The organism is Streptomyces cylindrosporus, from assembly GCF_022698165.1.
GTDB classification, from domain to species: Bacteria; Actinomycetota; Actinomycetes; order Streptomycetales; family Streptomycetaceae; genus Streptomyces; species Streptomyces cylindrosporus.
Window position 1 is genome coordinate 15,422 of sequence record NZ_JALDAY010000004.1, and the last position, 19,876, is coordinate 35,297.

The 19,876-nt window shown below is 69.7% G+C and carries 18 protein-coding genes; 9 read left to right on the forward strand and 9 right to left on the reverse strand.

The window, feature by feature from the left end; all coding sequences use genetic code 11:
- Positions 1-21: 21 nt before the first annotated feature.
- Positions 22-990: an Lrp/AsnC family transcriptional regulator gene (locus tag MQP27_RS12810; protein WP_242765132.1), complete on the reverse strand. Its 969-nt coding sequence runs from the start codon at positions 988-990 to the stop codon at positions 22-24.
- A gap of 186 nt (positions 991-1,176) precedes the next feature.
- Between MQP27_RS12810 and MQP27_RS12815 the strand changes: the two genes are divergently transcribed.
- From MQP27_RS12815 to MQP27_RS12830, 4 genes are all read left to right on the forward strand, one after another.
- A complete protein-coding gene (locus MQP27_RS12815; protein ID WP_242765134.1) occupies positions 1,177-2,796 on the forward strand; it encodes an amidohydrolase in 1,620 nt (539 codons plus the stop codon).
- Between the two features lie 310 nt (positions 2,797-3,106).
- Complete coding sequence (locus MQP27_RS12820) at positions 3,107-3,907, forward strand: trypsin-like serine peptidase (RefSeq protein ID WP_242765136.1); 801 nt, start codon at positions 3,107-3,109, stop codon at positions 3,905-3,907.
- 89 nt (positions 3,908-3,996) lie between these two features.
- A complete protein-coding gene (locus tag MQP27_RS12825; RefSeq protein ID WP_242765872.1) occupies positions 3,997-5,004 on the forward strand; it encodes a C40 family peptidase in 1,008 nt (335 codons plus the stop codon).
- 221 nt (positions 5,005-5,225) lie between these two features.
- The gene (locus MQP27_RS12830) at positions 5,226-5,933 is read left to right on the forward strand and encodes a phosphatase PAP2 family protein (protein ID WP_242765138.1); all 708 of its coding nucleotides are present in this window, start codon (positions 5,226-5,228) and stop codon (positions 5,931-5,933) included.
- Between the two features lie 94 nt (positions 5,934-6,027).
- Here MQP27_RS12830 and MQP27_RS12835 read toward each other — a convergent pair whose 3' ends face one another.
- Entirely contained in the window at positions 6,028-7,584 is a 1,557-nt protein-coding gene (locus tag MQP27_RS12835) for an FAD-binding oxidoreductase (protein WP_242765140.1), read from the reverse strand.
- 318 nt (positions 7,585-7,902) lie between these two features.
- Here MQP27_RS12835 and pstS point away from each other — a divergent pair, with 318 nt between their 5' ends.
- The 4 genes from pstS to pstB all read left to right on the forward strand — a co-directional run bounded on the left by pstS (position 7,903) and on the right by pstB (position 12,090).
- Entirely contained in the window at positions 7,903-9,033 is a 1,131-nt protein-coding gene (gene pstS, locus MQP27_RS12840; RefSeq protein WP_242765142.1) for a phosphate ABC transporter substrate-binding protein PstS, read from the forward strand.
- 139 nt (positions 9,034-9,172) lie between these two features.
- Complete coding sequence (gene pstC, locus MQP27_RS12845; RefSeq protein ID WP_242765144.1) at positions 9,173-10,183, forward strand: phosphate ABC transporter permease subunit PstC; 1,011 nt, start codon at positions 9,173-9,175, stop codon at positions 10,181-10,183.
- Positions 10,180-11,241, forward strand: a complete 1,062-nt coding sequence (gene pstA / locus MQP27_RS12850) for a phosphate ABC transporter permease PstA (RefSeq protein WP_242765146.1) — start codon at positions 10,180-10,182, stop codon at positions 11,239-11,241. The genes pstC and pstA overlap by 4 nt, the downstream gene beginning before the upstream one ends.
- A 72-nt stretch (positions 11,242-11,313) precedes the next feature.
- Positions 11,314-12,090: a phosphate ABC transporter ATP-binding protein PstB gene (gene pstB, locus MQP27_RS12855; protein WP_242765148.1), complete on the forward strand. Its 777-nt coding sequence runs from the start codon at positions 11,314-11,316 to the stop codon at positions 12,088-12,090.
- Between the two features lie 446 nt (positions 12,091-12,536).
- Here the strand turns inward: pstB and MQP27_RS12860 are convergent, their stop codons facing one another.
- Positions 12,537-13,535 carry an inorganic phosphate transporter gene (locus MQP27_RS12860; protein WP_242765150.1) on the reverse strand — a complete coding sequence of 333 codons (999 nt, stop codon included), beginning with the start codon at positions 13,533-13,535 and terminating at the stop codon, positions 12,537-12,539.
- A gap of 7 nt (positions 13,536-13,542) precedes the next feature.
- On the reverse strand, positions 13,543-14,163 hold the full coding sequence (locus MQP27_RS12865) for a DUF47 domain-containing protein (protein ID WP_009326469.1): 621 nt from the start codon (positions 14,161-14,163) through the stop codon (positions 13,543-13,545).
- A 224-nt stretch (positions 14,164-14,387) separates the two neighbouring features.
- On the opposite strand from MQP27_RS12865, the gene MQP27_RS12870 reads away from it, so the two are divergent.
- Positions 14,388-14,714 carry a metal-sensitive transcriptional regulator gene (locus tag MQP27_RS12870; RefSeq protein ID WP_242765152.1) on the forward strand — a complete coding sequence of 109 codons (327 nt, stop codon included), beginning with the start codon at positions 14,388-14,390 and terminating at the stop codon, positions 14,712-14,714.
- Positions 14,715-14,745: 31 nt separating this feature from the next.
- On the opposite strand, the gene MQP27_RS12875 is transcribed toward MQP27_RS12870, so the two are convergent.
- From MQP27_RS12875 to MQP27_RS12895, 5 genes are all read right to left on the reverse strand, one after another.
- Positions 14,746-14,913 (reverse strand): hypothetical protein, encoded by a 168-nt coding sequence (locus MQP27_RS12875; RefSeq protein WP_242765905.1) that lies wholly within the window; start codon positions 14,911-14,913, stop codon positions 14,746-14,748.
- 107 nt (positions 14,914-15,020) lie between these two features.
- On the reverse strand, positions 15,021-15,800 hold the full coding sequence (locus tag MQP27_RS12880) for a hypothetical protein (RefSeq protein ID WP_242765154.1): 780 nt from the start codon (positions 15,798-15,800) through the stop codon (positions 15,021-15,023).
- A gap of 261 nt (positions 15,801-16,061) precedes the next feature.
- Entirely contained in the window at positions 16,062-16,493 is a 432-nt protein-coding gene (locus MQP27_RS12885; protein WP_242765156.1) for an NUDIX hydrolase, read from the reverse strand.
- Complete coding sequence (locus tag MQP27_RS12890) at positions 16,490-17,617, reverse strand: CHAD domain-containing protein (RefSeq protein WP_242765157.1); 1,128 nt, start codon at positions 17,615-17,617, stop codon at positions 16,490-16,492. The genes MQP27_RS12885 and MQP27_RS12890 overlap by 4 nt, the downstream gene beginning before the upstream one ends.
- Positions 17,598-19,829: an RNA degradosome polyphosphate kinase gene (locus MQP27_RS12895; RefSeq protein WP_242765159.1), complete on the reverse strand. Its 2,232-nt coding sequence runs from the start codon at positions 19,827-19,829 to the stop codon at positions 17,598-17,600. Before MQP27_RS12895 ends, MQP27_RS12890 begins: the two co-directional genes overlap by 20 nt.
- Positions 19,830-19,876 lie beyond the last annotated feature (47 nt).

The following is a 19,876-nucleotide window of genomic DNA, read 5'->3' on the forward strand; positions in this document are numbered from 1 at the left end:
CGGCGACACCCTGCGATCGGCTCAGAGACTGCCCGGGCGGACCAGGCCGGTCCTCTTGACGCCGGTCAGGATGGGCGTGACCTCCAGGGTGGTGATGTGGTCGAGGGCGCCGATCGTGTCGCTGAGGAAGTGGTAGAGCGCGTTGAGGTCCCTCGCCGCGACGGCCACGAGCAGGTTGGCGGAGCCGGTGGTGGCGGAAGCGAAGCGGACCTGCGGGTGGCGGCTGAGCCGTTGCCCGGTCTCCTCCAGTCCGCCCGGTGCGACGGTGATCCACAGCAGGGCCTCGGCCCGGATGCCCAACCGGGCCAGGTCGACCTCGGTCGCGAGCCGGAGTACCTGACCGTTCACCAGTGCCTCCACCCGGCGCCGGGCGGTGAGGGCGGTGGTGTCGGCGCGGCGCGCGAGCTCGGTGTAGGAGGCGCGGCCGTCCTCGACCAGCGCGGTGATCAGCTGGTGGTCGAGGGGCTGGAGGACGGGGCGGGTGGGTGCCGCGGCCATGTCCGGTCGCAGGCTGGTGAGTTCGGCCTCCGTCAGCAGGCCGCCACTCCAGTCGAAGGCGGCCGGGAAGACCCGTAGCAGGACGTGCGAGGTCCAGGACCGGACCGCGGGAGTGGCGGGCAGGTCGCGCAGCAGCAGGTTGTTGCGGGCGTCCGGTCCGTCCAGGAACAGGATGGTGCAGATTTCGTCGCCGCCGCCGAGGACGTCGACCCAGATGGTGTCGGGGCGGCGGGCGAGGGTGGCGGCGATGACGCCGATCCGGGTGGGCTCACAGCGGATGCGCAGGGCCAGGGGGCTCAGCGTGGGGAAGTGCAGGGGGTTGCGTACGGCCGTGGCCCGCAGTGTGCCGTCGCCGAACAACGGTGCCGCCCGGCGGACGACGGTGCGCTCCGAGATGTCGAGGACGCGGCCGACGGTGCGCCAGGAAGCGCGCGGGGCGGCCAGCATCGCGGCGGCGATCCGGCTGTCGGTTTCATTCAGCTGTTGGCGCACGTCGAACCGCCCTCCTCTGCACCACCTCTACATCACCCGAATTTGGCGCATGATCTGCATTTCGTGGCATGTCAGTGGCGTGTTTACCGCGTTTCCGATCCATAAATGGCGGCGAATCGTCGAACGACTTCTACAACAGTCTCGTCAGCGACACCACCGAAACGCTGCGAGCTGAGGGAGAAGACGATGACCGACCCCGGAGCCGATCTGCTGATCCGTGCCGGCGCGGTGCACACCCTGGTGCCCGGCCAGGTCGCGCAGCGGGCCCTGGCGGTGCGCGGTGACCGGATCGCCGCCGTGTCCGCCGACCCGCACGGCCTCGACCACCTGGTCACCGGGCGGACCCGGGTCCACGACCTGCCCGGCTCCACCGTGCTGCCCGCCTTCGACGACACCCACACCCACCTGGTCTTCGCCGCCCTCGGCGCCCACGACGTCCCCGTCCACCGGGCCCGCACCATCCCCGAGTTCCTCGACCTGATCCGGCAGCGGGCCGCGGTCACCCCCGAGGGCGAGTGGATCCGCACCACCACCAACTGGCAGGAACTCAACCTCGCCGAGCGCCGCATGCCGACCGCGGCCGAACTCGACACGGCCACCGACCGGCACCCCGTCCTGGTCAAGCGCGGCGGCCACAACGACGTCGTCAACAGCCACGCGCTGCGCCTCGCGGGCATCACCGAGGACACCCCCGCACCGCCCGGCGGCACCATCGGCCGCAGCGGCGACGGCAGGCTGGACGGCCGGCTGATCGACAACGCCCTGCACCTGGTGGAGCACCTGGTCCCGGCCCCCGACCGGGCCCGGCGCATCGAGGGCCTGCGGATCGCCTCCCGCGACTACGCCGCCACCGGCATCGGCACCGTGCGGGACTGCGCGGTCACCCCCGAGGACTACCGGGTGCTCCTGGCCGCCCGCGAGGCAGGCGCGCTCGGCACCAGGGTGCGCGCGCTGATCTCGGCGCTCGGACTGACCAGCGCGACCCAGGTCGAGGACCTCCTGGACACCATGGAGGAGTGGCGCGACGGCTCCGACCCGTATCTGTCGGTGTGGGGCGTGAAGTTCGGCCTCGACGGCGGCCTGGAGGCCGGCGCCACCGAGGAGCCGTACGCCTGTGACCACTCCTTCTCCGGGATGCTGATCTGGGAGCCGGACGCCCTGGTCGAGGCGGTCGAAGCGGTGGTCCGGCGCGGCTGGCGGGTCGGCACCCACGCCTACGGCGACCGTGCCGTCCGTACCCTCCTCGACGTCTACGAGCGGGTCCTGGAGCGCAACCCCGGCCTGCCCGCCGGCACGCTGGTGATGGAGCACGGCGGCCTGGCCGGCCCCGAGCAGCGCGCCCGTGCCGTCGCGTTGGGCATCCCGGTCACCATCCAGCAGCCGCTGCTGCACGACACCGCCGAGGTGGAGGAGGGCTTCTGGGGCCCGGAGCGGGTCGCCCGTCTCTTCCCGGCCCGCGGCTGGATCGACCTGGGCGCCCAGGTCAGCGCGGGGTCCGACTTCCCCGTCGGCCAGTTCGGCGCGATGCGTTCGGTGTACGGCATGACGACCAGGCAGACCGTCATCGGCGTCAAGGGCCCCGAACACGCCATCACCTACGACGAGGCTCTCACCCTGCACACCACCCAGGCGGCCCGGCTCACGGGCGAGTCCCACCTGCGCGGCATGCTGACCCCGGGCCGGTGGGCCGACTTCACGATCTGGGACCAGGACCCCGCGGACTGCCTCGGCGAAGCCCTGCGTGACCTCCATCCCACCCGCACCTTCGTGGGCGGTCGCCCGGTCGCGCCCACCGGAGCGCGGTAGGCGGGGAGGGAGACGCACCGGGCCGACGGTGGTCGAGTGGCTGCTCAGGGCAGGAGGTACGGGGGGCGGTGTACGGGGTCGCACAGTACGGTGGATTCGACACCGAGCGGGACGTCGGACCTCCCGGCGACCCCGTTGACGCAGTCGGCGAGGTGGAGGGACGGAGGCAGCGAGCCATGTCCGTGTCGCCCGAGGTTGCCGAGAAGGCCGGGACCGCGACCCGTCCGGAGCCGCAGAAGGGGTCTCTCACGGAGAGATCTCATTGATACCCCGGCCGTTCTCTCACCTTCGTCGGACACAGTGGCCTCCGATGAAGCGCACCCCACGCACCCCACGCATCCGCGGAGGCGTCTCCAGCCCCCTCTGTGCGGCCGTCGTCCTGCTCGTGCCGGCCCTCACCTCCGCCTCCCTCGCGTCCGCCGACGACGGGCCCGGGCCCTTCGGAGTGACCGCCGTCGCCGCCGCGGACAGACAGACGGCCCGGATCGGCGCCCTCTTCGGCGCCGACCGGGCCGACAAGCTGGCCGGCGGGCACTTCTGCACCGCCTCCGTCGTGCACAGCCCCAACCGGAACCTCATCGTCACCGCGGCGCACTGCCTGGACGGGGACGACGCCGGGGACCTCGTCTTCGTGCCGGGGTACCGGGACGGGAAGGCGCCGTACGGGGTGTGGAACGTCAAGCGGCGGTTCCTGCCCGACGGGTGGTCCAAGGCGCAGGACGAGGACAGCGACGTCGCGTTCGCCGTGCTCGGCGAGGAGAAGGCGGAGGGCACGGAGAAGGGGATCGAGGACGTCGTCGGGGGCAACCGGTTCGTCACCGGCACGGCCACCGGGGCCACCGCCGTCACCGTCACCGGGTACCCCAACTCCCGTGAGGTGCCGGTCAGTTGCACCAACAAACCGACTACGCACAGCCCTACCCAGCAGCGCATCGACTGCCCCGACCTCAGCGGCGGGACCAGCGGCAGCCCCTGGGTGAACGGGGACGAGCAGGTCGTGGGGGTCCTCGGCGGGCACGAACAGGGCGGGAACACCGACGACATCTCGTACAGCGTGGTGCTGGGCACCGAGGCGGCCGAGCTTTACAAGGATGCCGCTGCTGATCCCTGACCTGTTTTCGCTCCTGTGTGATCACCCCGGAACACAGCCCCCGCGCCTACACTGACCTGGGCTATGGACTGCTGGGCGGCGAGGGGCGGTTGACGGTGCGTAAGGCGTGGGTCATCGCCGGGGTCGCCGTCGGCTCGGCTCTGTCCTTCGTGATGCTGCTCGTGGTGGGCGTCTACGTCGTCGCCGGGAACCTCGTCAACGGGGTCGGCGGCGGGACCAAGGCGCTCGCCAAGGGGTCGGTGCCCGCCGCCTATTCGGCCATCGTGCAGAAGTGGGGCAACCTCTGCTCCGCCATCAACCCCGCGCTGCTCGCCGCCCAGTTGTACCAGGAGAGCGGTTTCAACCCGAACGCGAAGAGCGCGGCGGCCGCGGAGGGGATAGCGCAGTTCATCCCGGGGACCTGGGCCACGCACGGGATCGACGGGAACGGCGACGGTGTCAAGAACGTCTGGGACCCGCAGGACGCCATCCCGTCCGCCGCGTCGTACGACTGCAAACTCGCCTCGTACGTGAAGGACGTACCCGGGAACCTGACCGAAAACATGCTCGCCTCGTACAACGCCGGGGCCTACGCGGTGATCAAGTACGGGGGCGTGCCGCCGTACTCGGAGACCCGGAACTACGTCAAGACCATCACGACGCTGGAGGAGAGCTTCGCGGCGCCCGTCACGCGGGTCGATCCCAGCAAGCAGGCGGCCGGAGCGATCTACTACGCGCAGAGGAAGCTCGGCACGCCCTATCTGTGGGGCGGGAACGGGACGGCCGCGGACAACGGGCGTTTCGACTGCTCGGGGCTGACGAAGGCGGCGTACGAGAGTGTCGGGGTGACGCTTCCGCGCGTCGCGAACGATCAGTACAACGCCGGTCCGCACCCCAAGCGGGACGAGCTGCTGCCCGGCGATCTCGTGTTCTTCTCGGACGACCTCACCGACTCCCGGGCCATCCGGCATGTGGGGATTTACGTCGGTGGCGGATACATGATCGACGCGCCCCGGACGGGGGCCGTGATCCGGTTCGACCCGATCGACACCCCGGATTACTTCGGTGCGACCCGGGTCACCGAAGATGGCGCGAAAGCGTTGCCCACGACGGTGTGAGCCGAGTGTGAACCCACCCCCTGAGCTGGGGGAACGGGTCTCTCTTCGATAACGTCTGCGTGATCATTCGGTGGAGTGTGGAACGTATCAACCGGGGCCGTGCGTTCCTGTTGTCGTAGTCAGCGACGATGTGATCTACGACGTGATCTACAACCACGGGGGTGGGTAGGCGGGCGTGCGCGAGCGCGTCCGGGAGCAGACGACGAAGGGGCCGCAGCACCATGGCTGGACTCGCCGAATCCGGGTCGAACCCCGACGTCGACCTGCTCTATGACATCAACGGTCTGGCCAAGGACGCCCCGCACTGGTTCGACCGGATCATGGAGTACGTCGGGGAGTACGGGATCGTGCTCGCCCTGGTGCTGCTCGTGGTGTGGTGCTGGTGGTCCGTGCGCAGGCGGGGCGGCGAGGAGGCGGCCTCCTCGGTCGCCGCGCTGGTGTGGGCGCCGCTCGCCGCCGGGATCGCCGTGCTGGTGAACGTGCCGATAAGGGGATTCGTGGAGCGGCCCCGGCCCTTCCTCGACCACCAGGGGCTCGACGTCCTGATCTCCGGGAAGACCGACTACTCCTTCGTCAGCGACCACGCGACGATCGCCATGGCCCTCGGGGTCGGACTGTTCGTCGCCAACCGGAAGTTCGGGATCGCCGGGATCGGGCTGGCACTGCTCGAAGGGTTCTGCCGGGTGTACATGGGCGTGCACTACCCGACGGACGTGGTCGGGGGGTTCGCGCTCGGCACGGCGGTCGCGCTGCTGCTGTCGCCGCTGGCCATGGCGCTGCTGACTCCGTTGATGAAGGCGGTCGAGAAGTCGCCGCGGGGTGGGTGGTTCGTACGGGCGCGAGGACGGGCCGGGGTAGGGCAGGACGCGCTGATCCCGGGGGCGCGGACCGAGGCGGTGGGGGCGGAGGAGCGGGATCTCGCCGCGTAGCGGTCTGCCGAGAGCCGTCTGCGGCTGCGTCGTGGCTGGTCGCGCCCACGCGGCGGAGCCGCATATCAATACAGCCCCGCGCCCCTTTGGGGCGCTACAGCGACTGTGGGTATATGAAGAAGCGGTTCGGGTCGTACTGCTTCTTCACCGTTGCCAGACGGGCCGCCGCGTCCCCGTAGTACGCCTTGCGCCAGTTCGTCAGGGTCGGGTCCGTGTAGTTCTGGTAGGCCGCTCCGGAGGCGTACGGCTTCATCGCGTCGTGAGCCTTCGTCAGCCAGGACTGGGCCGTCGTGCCCGCCGAGCCCGCGTGCCAGGACACTATGTACTGGGCCAGCATGCGTGAGCGGCGGTGGACGAAGGCCGTTGCCGTGGGGGAGACGCGGTTGACCGCGCCGCCGAGGGCCGTGAGGGCGATGCTGCCGGCGCCGCCCTGGACCGAGGCGATGTGCGAGAGCAGGGTCTGGACGCCCGCCGTCGAGATCGAGCGGTCGAAGAAGTCCGAGCGGGCCGCGTAGGTCTCCCGGCCCAGCGAGCCCTGGGGGTTGCGGCCCGGCGTGGAGCCCGGCAGGTGGCACTGCGCGGCGGTCGGGAAGGACGAGCAGCCCGCGTACGCCTCCATCGCGCCCTCGTACGTGTGCCGCTTCAGCGTGACGCTGCGGGCCGGCGCGCCGACCTGGTCGGCCAGGCGGTCGAGCGCGTTCTGCAACTCCCCGTACGTGCCGAGCGAGAACGCGGCGACCGAGACGCTGGGCGAACCGCCGTTCTCCAGATGGCAGGAGGACCAGATCTCGTCCGGCTGGTCGGGACCCCACTCCTGCCACGCCTTCACCACCGCGGCCGCCTTGGACCACGGCCAGGTGACGTACGCGGAGACGGCCTGCGGGGCCGGGTGGGTCTTGAAGTGCAGCTCGGTCACCACGCCGAAGTTGCCGTTGCCCGCGCCGCGCAGCGCCCAGAACAGGTCCTTGTTGGTCGTGGAGTTCGCGGTGATCTCCTTGCCGTCGGCCGTGATCAGCGTGGCCTGGGTGAGGCTGTCGCAGGTCAGTCCGTACGCCCGGGAGACCACGCCGTGGCCGCCGCCGAGGACCAGGCCGGAGACGCCGACCGTGGGGCAGGAACCGGCCGGGATCGTCACGCCCTTCGCGGTCAGCCCGCGGTAGACGTCGATCAGCTTGGCGCCGGCGCCGACGACGGCCTGGCCACCGCTCACCCGGATCTGGTTCAGCCTGGAGACGTCGAGGATCAGCTTGCCGTTCCCGGAGGACCAGCCGGCGTACGAGTGGCCGCCGTTGCGGATCGCGACCTGGATACGGTGGGCGCGGGCGTAGGCGAGGGTCGTACGGATGTCGTCGGCGTGCGCGACATAGGCGACCGCCGCCGGCTTCAGCCCGTCGAAGCGGGTGTTGTAGAGCTGGTGGGCCGTCGTCCACTTCCCGTCACCCGGACGCACGAGGGTGCCGTCGAGGTCGTGGGCGAGGGCGGTCCAGTTCGCGGGGGCGGCCGCGGCGGACTGGGACCGGATCGACGTACCGGAGGTTCCTGAGGATGACGAGGAGCTGGTGTCCGCGTCCGCCGAACCGCCCTTGCACGCGGCCGTCGCGACCGCGGCCATGGCGGCCGCGCCGCCGCCTATGAACGTACGCCGTTCCATGCTCTGCCTCCCGATGGCTCTCGGGGAACGAGACGGCACGCCGACCCCACGGGTTCCAGGGCCAGTGTCACTCCTGTGTCACCGTATGTCTGGAACCGCTATGTGCCCTGCCCGTAAGCGTTCCGTGACCTAACCACAACGTCTGCAGGGGTTCACCTTCCGTTCATTTGCGCCAGTCGGCGCCTTCACCTGATCTGCCTAATTTCGGCCTTACCGATGTGGGTCGTCCTTCGACAGAGGTGCGTCCCGCGTCGACAGACTTCGCAACCCCGCACGCCGCCGATTCAGGACGGCGGCTCCTGGAAGGAACTCTTTCAAGTGAAGCTTCAGCGCATGAATCGGCGGGCCATCGCCCTCGGTGCTCTCGCCGCGTCGAGCGCCCTGGTCCTCACGGCGTGCGGCTCGGACGACAACGGCGACAGCAGCGGCAGCTCCAGCAGCGCCTCGGCCTCCACCCAGGCCGGCTCGATCAAGTGCAACGACGCCAAGGGCCAGCTGCTCGCCGACGGCTCGTCCGCGCAGAAGAACGCGATCGACGCGTGGGTCGCGCAGTTCTCCAAGGCCTGTGGCGTCCAGATCAACTACAAGGCCTCCGGCTCCGGTGCCGGTGTCACCTCCTTCAACCAGGGCCAGCTCGCCTTCGCCGGCTCCGACTCGGCGCTGAAGCCCGAAGAGGTCACCGCCTCCAAGAAGGTCTGCACCGGCGGCCAGGGCATCGACCTCCCGATGGTCGGTGGCCCGATCGCCGTCGCCTACAACCTCTCCGGCGTGGACAACCTGGTCCTGGACGCCCCCACCCTGGCGAAGATCTTCGACAGCAAGATCACCAAGTGGAACGACGCCGCGATCAAGAAGCTGAACCCCGACGCGAAGCTTCCCGACCTGAAGATCCAGGCGTTCCACCGCTCGGACGAGTCCGGCACCACGGACAACTTCACCAAGTACCTGATCGCCGCCACCCCCGACAACTGGAAGTACGAGGGCGGTAAGGCGTGGCAGGCCAAGGGTGGCCAGGCCGCCGCCCAGTCCGCGGGTGTCGCCGCCGGTGTCAAGCAGACCAACGGCGCCATCGGCTACATGGAGCTCTCCTACGTCGCCGACGGCATGAAGGCCGTCTCGATCGACACGGGCGCCAGCGCCCCGGTCGCCCCGAGCAGCGACTCCGCCACCAAGGCCATCGCCGACGCCAAGGTCATCGGCACCGGCAAGGACCTGTCGCTCCAGCTGAACTACACGACCAAGGCCGACGGCGCCTACCCGATCACCCTGGTCACCTACGAGATCGCCTGCGACAAGGGCAACAAGGCGGACACCCTGCCCGCCACCAAGGCGTTCCTGACGTACATCGCCTCCGAGGACGGCCAGGGCCTCCTCAACGGTCTGAAGTACGCCCCGATGCCCGCCGACATCATCGCCAAGGTCCGCACCACCATCGACGGCCTTAGCTGATCTGAGAGTGCGGTCCGGTCCCGGGCCTCGTCCCGGGACCGGACCGCACCGTCCGGTGCACCGCCGCCACGAGCCGTACCGAGACGTACGGCTTCGCAGAACCGCATCATGGATGTGGTTCCGCAGACCGGAGAACCCGATGGACATAACGACGCAGAACACCGAAGACACACCACCCCCCGCCCCGCAGCCGACCGAGGCCGAGCAGAAGCGCAACGCCCGCGGCGCCACCCGACCCGGAGACCGGATCTTCCTCGGTCTCTCCCGTGGGTCGGGCATCTTCCTGTTGGTGATCATGGCCGCGATCGCGGTCTTCCTCACCTACCGTGCGTCCCTCGCCATCAGCAAGGACCACGGGAACTTCCTCACCACCTTCGAGTGGAACACCAACATCCAGCCGCCGACCTTCGGCATCGCGGTGCTGGCCTACGGCACGATCATCTCCTCGATCATCGCCATGGTCCTCGCGGTCCCGATCGCGGTGGCCATCGCGCTGTTCCTCACCCACTACGCGCCGCGCCAGCTGCGCGGTCCGATCGCCTACGTGATCGACCTGCTGGCCGCCGTGCCGTCGATCGTCTACGGCCTGTGGGGCGCGCTGATACTGGTTCCGCACCTCACCGGCCTCTTCGGCTGGCTGAACGACTACTTCAGCTGGACCGGCGTCCTCTCCTGGGACGAGGGCCCGCCGCGCTCGATGCTCACCGTCGGCATCCTGCTCGCGATCATGATCCTGCCGATCATCACCAACGTGAGCCGCGAGGTCTTCCGCCAGGTCCCGCAGATGCACGAGGAAGCGGCGCTGGCGCTCGGCGCCACCCGCTGGGAGGTCATCCGCATGGCCGTCCTCCCCTTCGGCCGCTCCGGTGTCATCTCCGCCTCGATGCTCGGCCTCGGCCGCGCGCTCGGCGAGACCATGGCCGTCGCGACCGTGCTCTCCCCCGACTTCCTGATCCACGCCAGCCTGCTCAACGGCGGCGGCGGCACCTTCGCCCAGAACATCGCCAGCAAGTTCAGCGAGGCCGACGAGTTCGGCCGTGACGCGCTCATCGCCTCCGGTCTGGTCCTGTTCGTCATCACCCTGCTCGTCAACGGCGCGGCCCGGCTCATCATCGCCCGTCGTGCGGAGTACTCGGGGGCCAACGCATGAGCAACGCCACCATCGCCGACAAGCGCCCCGGCGCCCTGCACGGCGCCCGTCTGCCGAAGTGGTCGCCGTGGGCGATCGCCGCCGGCTCCCTGCTCGTGGCCGTCGGCATCGGCGCGGGCGCCGGGCTCGACAGCAAGGTCCAGTGGGGCCTGATCGCCGCGCTGCTCTTCCTCTTCGCCACGTACGGCATCGCCGCTTACGTCGAGGGACGCCGGCAGGCCAAGGACCGCATCGCGACCGGCCTGGTCTGGGTCGCCTTCCTGGTCGCCCTGGTACCGCTGGTCTCCCTGGTGTGGACGACCATCTCGCGCGGTGTGAAGGTCCTGGACGTCTACTTCCTGACCCACTCGATGGGTGTCGTCCCCGACTCCCAGCCGGGCGGTGGCATCTACCACGCCATCATCGGCAGCCTGGAGCAGGTCGGCCTCGCCACGATCATCGCGGCGCCGGTCGGCATCCTCACCGCCGTGTACCTGGTGGAGTACGGCCGCGGGAAGCTCGCCCGCGCGGTGACCTTCTTCGTCGACGTCATGACGGGTATCCCGTCGATCGTCGCGGGTCTGTTCATCCTGTCGCTGATGCTGATCTTCGACATGGAGCCGTTCGGCTTCGCCGGTTCGATGGCCCTGGCCATCCTGATGATGCCGGTCGTCGTCCGCTCCACCGAGGAGATGCTCAAGCTCGTCCCGAACGAGCTGCGCGAGGCGTCCCTGGCGCTGGGCGTGCCGAAGTGGCGCACGATCCTCAAGGTGGTCCTGCCGACCTCCATCGGCGGCATCACGACCGGTGTCATGCTGGCGGTCGCCCGTATCGCCGGTGAGACCGCGCCCGTCCTGCTGTTGGTGTTCGGCAACCGGTTCATCAACAACAACCCGTTCGAGGGTGCGCAGCAGTCGCTGCCGCTGTACATCTATCAGCAGTACGCGCAGAGCGCCGGCGCGAACGCGGCGTACGACCGCGCCTGGGCGGCGTCGCTCACGCTGATCGCCTTCGTGATGATCCTCAACCTGGTGGCCCGCGGCATCGCCCGCTGGAAGGCCCCCAAGTCCGGTCGCTAAAGCGTCAATGTGCGGCTACCGCCGCGTGGGGCCAGACAGCGACCCCACCAGACTTTTGGAAGTGAAGTAGTAATGGCCAAGCGAATCGACGTCAGCGGCCTCAGCGCCTACTACGGCTCGTTCAGGGCCATCGAGGACATCTCGATGACCATCGAGCCCCGTACCGTCACGGCCTTCATCGGCCCGTCCGGCTGCGGCAAGTCCACGTTCCTGCGCACCCTGAACCGGATGCACGAGGTGACGTCGGGCGGCCGGGTCGAGGGCAAGGTCATGCTCGACGACGAGAACCTGTACGGCGCCGGGGTCGACCCGGTGGCCGTGCGGCGCGAGATCGGCATGGTCTTCCAGCGGCCGAACCCGTTCCCGACGATGTCGGTGTACGAGAACGTGGTCGCCGGTCTCAAGCTCAACGGCAAGTTCAAGAAGAGCGAGCTCGACGACACGGTCGAGAAGTCGCTCAAGGGCGCGAACCTCTGGAACGAGGTCAAGGACCGCCTGAACAAGCCGGGCTCGGGTCTGTCCGGTGGTCAGCAGCAGCGGCTGTGCATCGCCCGGGCGATCGCGGTCGAGCCGAAGGTGCTGCTCATGGACGAGCCCTGCTCGGCCCTGGACCCGATCTCCACCCTCGCAATCGAGGACCTGATCGGTGAGCTCAAGGAGCGCTTCACGATCGTCATCGTGACGCACAACATGCAGCAGGCGGCGCGTGTCTCCGACCGCACGGCGTTCTTCAACCTGGCCGCCGTCGGACAGCCCGGCAAGCTGATCGAGATCGACGACACGGAACGCATCTTCTCCAACCCGTCGGTCCAGGCCACGGAGGACTACATCTCCGGCCGCTTCGGCTAGGCCGTGACGAACCCCTCGCGGTGCTGCATGGCGGTGCCACCGCGAGGACGATGAAGGGCCCGCCCCTGGCTCCCGGGGGCGGGCCCGTCGTCGTATGCCTGCGGCTGTGCGGGGGTACACGCCCCCAGCCCCCCGATCGGCCCTGAAGGGGCCTCGTCCTCAAACGCCGGACGGGCTGGGTGGTGCCGGGCGGGGGCGTGTGGGGCCGCCCTCAGTGGGTGGGTGGGGGATCGGGATGGCGTTTGCTCGTCCTCGAACGCCCCCGGGGCGGGCTGGGTGGTGCCGGGCAGGAGCGTGTGGGGTCGCTCTCGGCGGGGGGGGGGGGGGATGGGGATGGCAGTCGCTCGTCCTCGAATGTCCCCGGACGGGCTGAGTGGGGGCGGGGGATCGGGGCGGCAGTTGCTCGTCCCCGAACGCCCCCGTACGTGCTCCGATGTCCTGAGCAGTTACAGGAACGCCAGGTTCACCAGGCCGAAGGCTCCCGCTGCTACCAGCGCCGCCGCCGGCATCGTGATGAACCAGCCCAGGACGATGTTCTTGGCCACGCCCCAGCGGACCGCGTTCACGCGCTTCGTCGCGCCTACGCCCATGATGGCCGAGGTGATCACGTGGGTCGTGGAGATGGGGGCCTTGAAGAGGTAGGCCGTGACGAACATGATCGACGCGCCGGTTGTTTCCGCCGCGAAGCCCTGGGGCGGGTCCAGCTCGATGATCTTGCGGCCCAGCGTGCGCATGATGCGCCAGCCGCCCGCATACGTGCCCAGGGACAGCATCAGCGCGCAGACGATCTTCACCCAGACCGGGATCGGGTCGCCGTACGTCTCATGGCCGGAAATCACCAGTGCCATGACGACGATGCCCATCGTCTTCTGGGCGTCCTGGAGGCCGTGGCCGAGCGCCATGCCCGCCGCGGAGACGGTCTGCGCGATACGGAAGCCGCGCTTGGCCTTGTGCGGGTTGGAGCGGCGGAAGAGCCACATGATGGCCGTCATCACCAGGTAGCCGACGATCAGGCCGACGAAGGGCGAGACGAACATCGGGATGACGACCTTCTCCAGCACCCCGTGCCACAGGACGTCGGAGCCGCCCGCCAGCGCCGCGCCGACCAGGCCGCCGAACAGGGCGTGGGAGGACGAGGAGGGCAGGCCGAAGTACCAGGTGACGAGGTTCCAGACGATCGCGCCGGTCAGCGCCGCGAAGAGGATGCCCATCCCGTGCGAACCCGACGGGGTCTCGATCAGCCCCTCGCTGACGGTCTTGGCGACCTCGTTGCCGAGAAAGGCACCGGCGAGGTTCATCACCGCGGCCATGGCCAGGGCCGCTCGCGGCGTGAGCGCCCGCGTGGAGACCGACGTCGCGATCGCGTTCGCCGAGTCGTGGAAGCCGTTGGTGTACGTGAAGAAGAGCGCGACCGCGATGGTCACGACCAGGGCGAAGGTGTCCATCGACGCCTCAGGACTCCTTGACGGCGATGGTCTCCACCGTGTTCGCCACGTGCTCGAAGGCGTCCGCCGCTTCCTCCAGGACGTCCACGATCTGCTTCAGCTTCAGCACCTCGATGGCGTCGTACTTGCCGTTGAAGAGGTGGGCGAGAAGCTTGCGGTGGATCTGGTCGGCCTGGTTCTCGAGGCGGTTGACCTCGATCCAGTACTCGGTGAGGTTGTCCATCGTGCGGAGGTTCGGCATGGCCTCCGCCGTGAGCTCCGCCGCCCTCGCCAGGACCTCGATCTGCTGCTCGACGCCCTTGGGCAGCTCCTCGACGTTGTAGAGGACGACCAGGTCGACGGCCTCCTCCATGAAGTCCATGATGTCGTCGAGGGAGGACGCGAGGGAGTAGATGTCCTCGCGGTCGAAGGGCGTGATGAAGGAGGAGTTCAGCTGGTGGAAGATCGCGTGCGTGGCGTCGTCACCTGCGTGTTCAGCGGCCCGCATACGCTCTGCGATCTCGGCCCGGGCGGAGGCGTCCGCCCCGAGCAGTTCCATCAGGAGTTTCGAGCCCGTGACGATGTTGTCCGCGGATGCGGCGAACATGTCGTAGAAGCTCGTCTCCCTGGGGGTCAGACGAAAGCGCACAAGGGGTCCTCGGATTGCATCGGTTTCGGTCAGGCTGATGCTAAGTGCATCATCCGGCCACGGCTAATGGGCCGTCGTCCAGTGTCGCCCATCAGGCAGAGTGCTCAGCACGGGGGCGGTACGGGGCTCGGGTTCCGGCCTTGGCCAAAGGCCCTATACCCAGCAAAGTTCGATACCATATACCCACCTGGGGTATATGTCCCCTTGAGTTGCGGGAGGACGCGATGACGACGACCGAGGCCGGCGCCACGGCGCCCTCCGGAACCACCACGCACGGCTACCACAAACAGAAGGACGAGCACCTCAAGCGGCTGCGCCGGATCGAGGGCCAGATCCGCGGCCTGCAGCGGATGGTCGACGAGGACGTCTACTGCATCGACATACTCACCCAGGTGTCCGCCTCCACCAAGGCCCTGCAGTCCTTCGCGCTGCAGCTGCTGGAGGAGCACCTGCGGCACTGCGTCGCGGACGCGGCGGTCAAGGGCGGTGACGAGATCGACGCGAAGGTCGAGGAGGCGACGAAGGCGATCGGACGCCTGCTGCGCACCTGACCCGGGCCCGGATCCGAAGGGGGGCCTCCGGCTAGTCGCCGGAGGCCTCACGCTCTTCGGCCACTTTCAGCACCTCGTCGATGCTCGCAAGGCTGAGCCGCTCCTCGGCGGCCGAGGCCGCGATGATCAGCTCTCCGCACAGTTCGATCTCGGCGAGGGCCACGTGGTCCTGAACTGCCGTACCGCCGACCGGAGCCACGTGCGTCACCTCATCTCTGCCGTCACCGACTTCCTAGAGTAGGGAGCGGCCTACACACCGCGCATGGCACGGACGGGCTAGTTCTTGACGCCCGTCACGCCCACTTGCTATTCCGCGATCTTCCCCGCGTAGATGTCCTTCGAGGCCGGGAGACGTACGTCGACGGGGGTCCCGAAGTCGTACAGCAAGGTCGTCGAGTAGACCACGACCGTGCCTTTCTGCCGCCCGTTGACGAAGCTGAACTCGTGCCGGACCTTGCGGACACGGCCCTGCTCGTCGAGGTACGCGTCGAACGGCACCGACCTCCTGGCGAACCCTTTCACCACCGCCGCGGGCAGCTCCGTCGTCCCGCGGTAGTGCCGCACCGGCACCCCCGCCAGCCGCGTCTTCCCGAGATACGTCGCCGTACGCGTCCCGCGCAGCAGCCCGGCCGCGGCGAACGGGTCGGTGGCGCCGCCGGTCACCAGGTTCCCGTCGGCGAGGCCGGCCGTGTCCACCCGGACCCACTTGTCGGCGGGCACTCCGGCGCCCCGGTTCTTCATGAACAGGGCGCCGGGCGCGAGGAGTTCGGTGATCGGGCGGTGCTCGGCGGTACCGGTCGGATCCTGCGGCAACCGCACCCACAACCGGCCGAGCTGCCGCCGGTAGTCGTACACGCCCTGGCCGCGGATGGTGACGCGGGTGCCGCCGGTTGCCATCTCCATCGAGGTCGTCGCCTTCGAGCTGCCCGCGTCGACCAGGGTGCCGGGCGCCCGGTGCAGCACCTGCACGGCGTCGGAGCCGCGGGAGTCCTCGGCGGCAGCGCCACCGGAACATCCGGCCGCGCCGAGACAGACGGCGATCCCCGCGGCGACCGCCCCGCCCACCCTGTGCTGCCGCTCCGCCATCGCCTGCCTACCCCCAGCCGGTACGTCCGTCACGGGCCCCCTGTCGTTCCGCTTAACGACGGGTAGGAGGGGCCGTCACGCGCATACGAGGCCTTTACTCGGGCTCGGTAACGTTGTCAGCGTGGCTCAGGAGGAACACCGCACGATGACGGTCGAACAAGGGCGGTTCTGCTTCGCCCGGTGCAGTTGCGGGTGGCGGGGACCGGCGCGCAGAGCCCGGAGCCAGGCCCGGACGGACGCCCAGGTGCACCTGACCACCCCTCAGGCGTGACGCAGTGCCGTCAGCAGTTCGTCGACGAGCGTGCGGTCGCGGTGCTGGGTCAGGCGGCTGCGGGCCGCGGCGGGGGAGAGCCACAGGATGCGGTCCACCTCCGTGCTGGGCGTGAAGCCGCCGGAGATCGCCTCGGCGGCCCAGTAACGCACCTGTTTGGGACGGCCGTTGGCGAAGTACCGCACCGAGGACAGCTCGACGCCGGGCTCCGCCGTGTAACCCGTCTCCTCCGCGACCTCGCGCAGGGCGGCCGCGAGCGGCTCCTCGGCGCGCTTCAGCTTGCCCTTGGGATGGGACCAGTCGTCGTACTTCGGCCTGTGGACCAGGCAGACCTCCAGCTCGCCGTCCACGGGGGAGCGGCGCCAGAGGATGCAGCCGGCCGCCTGGATGAGGGTGTGGTTGCCTTCCGGGGTCGCCGTCACGTACTCACCACCTGTTTCTGCCAGCACTGCTGGAACGCGAACCGCGCCGCCTCCACCTCGTGGCGCTGATCAGCGTGGAGTACCCCGAGCGCGTAGGCGGTGGCCGGCGCGATACGGGGGGTCCGGGCCGCCGAGGCCGCGGCCGCCGCCGCCTCCGACGCGTCACGGTGGCGGTCCAGGGCCTGGCCCGCGGTGAGGAGGCGGACGTCCACGGGAACGTTCTCGCCGTGGAGGGCCTCGCGGGCGTAGCGGTGCAGGCGGAGGAGGAGGCGGACCTGGTGCCAGGGAGCGTCCTGGGGGTGCGGGGCCGGGTCGGGGGAGAGGCCGTGGATGAGGGCCTCGGCGTTGTAGGGGTGGCCGGCGGTGACGAGGGGGAGGGCGGCGATGGCGTCCGTGAGGCGTTCCTCGGCCGCGGCTGCCAGGGGGTGGAGGTTCGTGGTGGCGGCGGTGGGGGTGAGGGGGACCTCGCTGGCCAGGACGGCGACCTTGTCCGCGACGGCGTGAAAGCGGGAGGAGCCGAGGGCCTGGAGGGCGGTGCTGTGGGCCCGGGTGCGGGCGAGGGTGAGCTGACGTTCGAGGAGGGCGCCTGCTTTTGCCGCGCCGACGGTGAGATTGCCGCGGTCCGCAGTGGGGGCGGGGTTTGGGGGCCCGGCGTGGGACGGTGCCGCTTTCAGTGGGACGGGTGCCGCCCCAGCGGCACGACTGCCCGCAGCTACGTCGGCGGGAGTGCCCACAGCTGCGCTGGTCTGAGCAGGGAAGACCGCGGCTCCTGACAAGCGGTGCAGCGCCAGCAACAGCCGCTCCAGACGGGCCGCGTACGCGTGCTCCATCGTCAACGTGCCCGACAGCCAGGCCAGTTCCGGGCGCAGGCTCTCCGACCAGTCGGTCTCCAGCAGCGGCCGGTACGTGTGCAGGCTGCCGCTGATGCGGCGGACCGAGCGGCGCAGGGCGCGGGCCGCGTCGACGGATTCGTCCGTGCCGTTCGCGGCCGCACCGGACTCGCGGTGCAGCCGCAGGGCGCGGAGGAACTCCGTGGCCTGGGCCCGCAGGTAGCCCGCGAGGGCGTCCCCGGTGGGGGCGGGCCCGGCCGTGGGGTCCGTCGGGTCAAGGTGTTGCTGTGCCACGCCGGCGCCTCCGGGCGTCTATGAGCATCTCCTGGATATTCCGCAGGGGTTGGCCGTCCGCGTCGATGGCGTGCCGGATCCACTCGCCGTCCGGGCCGAGGTGCCAGGAGGAGGTGGTGTCGGACATGCCGGTCTCCAACAGCCGGTTCAGGGCTGCGCGGTGGGCCGGGTCGGTAACCCTGACCAGGGCCTCGATACGGCGGTCGAGGTTGCGGTGCATCATGTCGGCGCTGCCGATCCACACCTCGGGTTCGCCGCCGTTGCCGAAGGCGAAGACCCGGGAGTGTTCCAGGAAGCGGCCGAGGATCGAGCGGACCCGGATGTTCTCCGACAGGCCGGTCACGCCGGGGCGGATCGCGCAGATGCCGCGCACCCAGACGTCGACCGGCACGCCGGCCTGGGACGCGCGGTAGAGCGCGTCGATGAGGGCCTCGTCGACCATCGAGTTGACCTTGATGCGGATGAACGCGGGACGCCCGGCACGGTGGTGCTGGGCCTCCTTGTTGATCCGCGCGATCAGGCCGTCCCGCAGGGATTTCGGGGCGACCAGGAGGCGGCGGTACGTCTCCCGGCGAGAGTAGCCGGAGAGGCGGTTGAACAGGTCGGACAGGTCGGCGCCCACCTGGGGGTCGGCGGTGAGCAGGCCGAGGTCTTCGTACAGGCGTGCCGTCTTCGGGTGGTAGTTGCCGGTGCCGACGTGGCTGTAACGCCGTAGCGTGTCGCCCTCCTGACGGACCACCAGGGACAGCTTGCAGTGGGTCTTCAGGCCGACCAGGCCGTAGACGACATGGCAGCCCGCCTCCTCCAGCTTGCGCGCCCACTTGATGTTGGCGTGCTCGTCGAAGCGTGCCTTGATCTCGACCAGGACGAGCACCTGCTTGCCGGACTCGGCGGCGTCGATGAGCGCGTCGACTATCGGGGAATCGCCCGAAGTCCGGTACAGGGTCTGCTTGATGGCGAGGACGTCCGGGTCGTTCGCCGCCTGCTCCAGGAAGGCCTGGACGGAGGTGGAGAAGGAGTCGTACGGGTGGTGCAGCAGGACGTCCCGGGTGCGCAGGGCGGCGAAGATGTCCGGCGCGGACGCCGACTCGACCTCGGCCAGGTCGCGGTGGACGCCCGCGATGAACTTGCGGTACTTCAGCTCGGGCCGGTCGATGGAGGCGATCCGGAAGAGGCCGGTGAGGTCCAGCGGACCCGGCAGCGGGTACACCTCGGCCTCGGAGATCTTCAGCTCGCGGACCAGGAGGTCGAGGACCTCGCGGTCGATGGACTCCTCCACCTCCAGGCGCACCGGCGGTCCGAAGCGGCGCCGCATGAGCTCCTTCTCCAGGGCCTGGAGCAGGTTCTCGGCGTCGTCCTCCTCGACCTCCAGGTCCTCGTTGCGGGTGAGGCGGAAGGCGTGGTGCTCCAGGACCTCCATGCCCGGGAACAGCTCCTCCAGGTGCGCGGCGATGACGTCCTCGATGGGCACGTAACGGCCGGGGGAGCTCTCCAGGAAGCGGGACAGCAGCGGCGGGACCTTGACGCGGGCGAAGTGCCGGTGGCCGGTGACCGGGTTGCGTACCACCACGGCCAGGTTCAGGGAGAGGCCGGAGATGTACGGGAAGGGGTGCGCCGGGTCGACCGCGAGGGGGGTCAGGACCGGGAAGATCTGGTGCCGGAAGAGCGTGAAGAGGCGCGCCTGCTCCTTCTCCGTCAGCTCGCTCCAGCGGACCAGGTGGATGCCCTCCTCCGCGAGCGCGGGGGCGACGTCCTCGTGGTAGCAGGCGGCGTGCCGGGCCATCAGCTCGCGGGAGCGGGCCCAGATCATCTCCAGCACCTCGCGCGGCTGGAGGCCGGACGCCGAACGGGTGGCGACCCCGGTGGCGATACGGCGCTTCAGACCGGCCACCCGGACCATGAAGAACTCGTCCAGGTTGCTGGCGAAGATCGCGAGGAAGTTGGCCCGTTCGAGCAGCGGGGTGTTCGGGTCCTCGGCGAGTTCGAGGACGCGCTCGTTGAACGCGAGCCAGCTGCGCTCCCGGTCCAGGAACCGGCCCTGCGGCAGCTGTACCCCGTCGACCTGGGACTCCTCGTAGGCATCGAGGTCGGCGTCGATGTCGGGTTCCAGGTCGGAGACCGCGGCGGCCACCGTGTGCGGGCGGTGCGCGGCTATGGAGCCCACGGAGGGCTGCGGGTGCTGGACCTGTGCCTGGGCGTTTGGCTGACTCATGGACCCATTCTTCCGCGCCAACGGCGTCACGGGCGCGTCGGAGGCGG

Excerpts from the sequence above, each read along its gene's own strand:
- MQP27_RS12815 (WP_242765134.1), top strand. The coding sequence starts at position 1,177 with ATGACCGACCCCGGAGCCGATCTGCTGATCCGTGCCGGCGCGGTGCAC.
- MQP27_RS12820 (WP_242765136.1), top strand. The coding sequence starts at position 3,107 with ATGAAGCGCACCCCACGCACCCCACGCATCCGCGGAGGCGTCTCCAGC.
- MQP27_RS12830 (WP_242765138.1), top strand. The coding sequence starts at position 5,226 with ATGGCTGGACTCGCCGAATCCGGGTCGAACCCCGACGTCGACCTGCTC.
- MQP27_RS12835 (WP_242765140.1), bottom strand. The coding sequence starts at position 7,584 with ATGGAACGGCGTACGTTCATAGGCGGCGGCGCGGCCGCCATGGCCGCG.
- pstC (WP_242765144.1), top strand. The coding sequence starts at position 9,173 with ATGGACATAACGACGCAGAACACCGAAGACACACCACCCCCCGCCCCG.
- pstA (WP_242765146.1), top strand. The coding sequence starts at position 10,180 with ATGAGCAACGCCACCATCGCCGACAAGCGCCCCGGCGCCCTGCACGGC.
- pstB (WP_242765148.1), top strand. The coding sequence starts at position 11,314 with ATGGCCAAGCGAATCGACGTCAGCGGCCTCAGCGCCTACTACGGCTCG.
- MQP27_RS12860 (WP_242765150.1), bottom strand. The coding sequence starts at position 13,535 with ATGGACACCTTCGCCCTGGTCGTGACCATCGCGGTCGCGCTCTTCTTC.
- MQP27_RS12870 (WP_242765152.1), top strand. The coding sequence starts at position 14,388 with ATGACGACGACCGAGGCCGGCGCCACGGCGCCCTCCGGAACCACCACG.
- MQP27_RS12880 (WP_242765154.1), bottom strand. The coding sequence starts at position 15,800 with ATGGCGGAGCGGCAGCACAGGGTGGGCGGGGCGGTCGCCGCGGGGATC.
- MQP27_RS12895 (WP_242765159.1), bottom strand. The coding sequence starts at position 19,829 with ATGAGTCAGCCAAACGCCCAGGCACAGGTCCAGCACCCGCAGCCCTCC.